3 protein-coding genes and 1 pseudogene are annotated in these 2,611 nt (G+C 64.8%); 2 read left to right on the top strand and 2 right to left on the bottom strand.

Translation table 11 applies throughout. From position 1 onward, the window contains the following. Window positions 1-151: 151 nt before the first annotated feature. A pseudogene (locus tag FS320_RS41560) lies at window positions 152-364 on the top strand (transposase); the annotation flags it as partial. Window positions 365-379: 15 nt separating this feature from the next. Here the strand turns inward: FS320_RS41560 and FS320_RS41555 are convergent. Beyond that, entirely contained in the window at window positions 380-1,735 is a 1,356-nt protein-coding gene (locus FS320_RS41555; protein WP_152718406.1) for an IS701 family transposase, read from the bottom strand. Between the two features lie 45 nt (window positions 1,736-1,780). Here FS320_RS41555 and FS320_RS41550 point away from each other — a divergent pair, with 45 nt between their 5' ends. Further along, window positions 1,781-2,440, top strand: a complete 660-nt coding sequence (locus tag FS320_RS41550; protein ID WP_152718405.1) for a DUF7986 domain-containing protein — start codon at window positions 1,781-1,783, stop codon at window positions 2,438-2,440. Here the strand turns inward: FS320_RS41550 and FS320_RS41545 are convergent. Continuing rightward, window positions 2,406-2,611, bottom strand: a 206-nt coding sequence (locus FS320_RS41545) for an adenylyl-sulfate kinase (RefSeq protein ID WP_152718404.1), incomplete at its 5' end; no start/stop codon positions are given. The two genes, FS320_RS41550 and FS320_RS41545, sit on opposite strands and share 35 nt — an antisense overlap.

The following is a 2,611-nucleotide window of genomic DNA, read 5'->3' as shown; positions in this document are numbered from 1 at the left end:
GCTCCTGAAGACCGGCCTCCAGGAGGTGTGTTCGGCGGCTGCGATGAACGTCTTGCGGGTCGTACACTGGTTGGACGGATGGCCGCGCACCAAGACGCGCGTGACCCGCTTTGCTGCGTTGGCGCCAACCCTCTGAATTCGCCGACAGTATCTTTCGTACGTTTGGACGGGTGAGGGCTGGCTCTACCTGGCCGTGGTCCTGGATCTGTTTGCCCGACGGGTGGTTGGCTGGGCGGTCAGCGACGGGCTGCACAAGGAACTGGCTCTCGAGGCTCTGCGCAAGGCTCTGGCGATCCGAAGACCTGGTGAGGGGCTGACCCATCACGCCGACCGCGGCAGTCAATATTGTTCAATCGAGTATCAGCTCGACTTTGGCCATTTATGCTGGATAGCAGAGCGCCGCTGTCATTCGTTTCAGAACATCGATTTGGGATTTTGTCATGTTGGCGGGCCGGCGTGACGCATTGGAAACTGCGGCGGCCCAGAGCGAGCGTCGGACGGCCGCCAGAGCATCGCTGAACGTGATCGTGCGCTTGTCGTACCAAGCGGCACACCGCGGGCGAGCCAAGCGCCGAATGGCGGGATCATCGGTCCAGAGGCTCACCAGCGAGAACAGCCCCAGCAGGGCTGGTGTCGTGCGGGCGATCGCCTTATCCGACCATTGGCGTTGCGTCTCCATCCCCAGGTGTCTGCGAGCCTCGGCAAAGGTCACCTCGGTGCTCCAGCGCCGCACAAACCAGCGCACGATCTGAAGAGGATCGGCCTGCAGGTCCGTGCACAGAAATGCCTGAGGCTTGAGCAGGCCGGCCACGTCCCGCACCAGAACATAGCGGATCGGCACGTGCTTGCCGGGATGGTGCCAGATCGCCGTGCCGGAGACGAACTCGATCAGGCGTCCGCCACCGCCGTACCAACCGTCGACCCAGACACGCCGCCACGCCGTTTTGGGATTGGCCAGGCGTTCAGCCAGGCTCGGAAGACGCTGCCCGACAATGCGGGGGCGCCCTCGGGTTCCGGGCCGACGGCGCGGAGCCGGCGTGAACAGGCGCGCATCCAGACGCAGGCGCGTGATCATGCACAGGCGATGCCGAACCGCGTTCAACAGGTCAATTGCCGCGAAACTCTGATCGGCCACCGCCACAATGCGCCGGTCTGGCAGCCAGCGGGCGACTTGGAGAAGAGCTTGCCGGGCCCAGTCCGTGAGCGCCTTGTGGCGCTGGCGATGCTCGCGCGAGAAGCGCTCGGAGGGCGCCAACACGGTCAGGAAGGGCAAGGCCCACACGCGACCGGCCCATGAGATCGGGACGAGCACCATGACGGACAGCCAGCGCAATCCCGAGGCTTTGACGAAATGGCCATGGGAGGAGCGGACCGGATCCCGGTAGATGCCACGAGCCTTGATCCGAGCGCCCCAGCGGCGTTCGAGAGTGTCATCAAGCGCGATAATGACGGGCCCGGCCGGCACGAAGCTCGCCACCAGCAGGCCGAGCAGGCGACGCGCCACCTCGCGGCTGGACCACTGGTTGCGGTTGAGCACGCGGTGATAGTTCGTGAAGCTGCCGGTGCGGGCGAGGCCGACAACGGTGAGCATGGCCGTGACGGTGCGGCGCCCCGGGGTGAGAAGGGCACCCATGACGAGCACGAGGGCATGGCGGAAGGTCGGCCCGGTCAGGCAGGCCCGGAACGGAACCAGCCAGGTGGACAGGAGGTCAGGAACAGGGGGCTGGACGGGCATGGCCACGATCTCCCACAATCAGGCTCAAGAGCCTGGGAGGTCGCCATGGCCGAAATGGGTCGGACCGAGATCCTGACGCGCTATCGTCATCTGCGCGCGATCAGCACCCACCATCACAACGAGGCCCTCCGCTTTGTGCCGGATTCGGCTCTGATGGAGCAGGCGCGTCGCTTAGGCCTCACGGTCGGCAAGATGCTGGTGGCCGAGAGCCTGGACGAGGTGACGTTGGCGTACGACCTGGCCCTCTACACCGCGCCGCCGGGCCGCTCGCGCGGGATGGACCGCTATGTCCGCAACGCTGCCGCGGCGCCCGGCTCGGATGAGGACGTGATGTTGCAGGCCCTGCTGCGGGCCCGCTTCTCGGTCTGGCGGATTGAGCGCCGGCATGAGACGGCCGGCGTGGTGGTGCTGGATCTCATGCGCCAGGACGAGGTTTGGCTGGTTGACGAGCATCTGGAGCAGACGGCTCATCCTGGCACCTCGCTCGCGATGCGACTGAGCACACCGGAAGCTTTTGCGATGACGTGCGGGGTTGTTGTGCCTGTGGATGCGGAGATGATGGAGGAGGTGTTCGATACCATGCTGGAGCGCGTGCATGGCGACGCCGACGCGATTGCCAATGATCGCCGGTTTGCCACTGCGATCTACCGCATCGCCGTGATGGACGCACTCATGAGCCTGGTGAGATTTGCCGATCCGGACTGACCCGCAGATAGCCTATAGACCCGCCAGAAATGGCCAAACTCGAGCTCAGGAACTCTTCAATTTGAATTGCGAGTGAGATCGGTTCGTGCCCGACTGTGTGCAGGTGAACCTCGGGGTTCTCCGGTGCCTCATAGGGCGAGTCGATGCCGGTGAAGTTCTTGATCTCACCAG

The organism is Microvirga tunisiensis, assembly GCF_009296175.1.
Taxonomy (GTDB): Bacteria; Pseudomonadota; Alphaproteobacteria; order Rhizobiales; family Beijerinckiaceae; genus Microvirga; species Microvirga tunisiensis.
Note: the sequence above shows the minus strand (reverse complement) of the source record. Positions and strands in the feature narration are given on the sequence as shown.

What these genes read in the sequence shown, in the direction of transcription:
- FS320_RS41555 (WP_152718406.1), bottom strand. Translation starts at nt 1,735, where the DNA reads ATGCCCGTCCAGCCCCCTGTTCCTGACCTCCTGTCCACCTGGCTGGTT.
- FS320_RS41550 (WP_152718405.1), top strand. Translation starts at nt 1,781, where the DNA reads ATGGCCGAAATGGGTCGGACCGAGATCCTGACGCGCTATCGTCATCTG.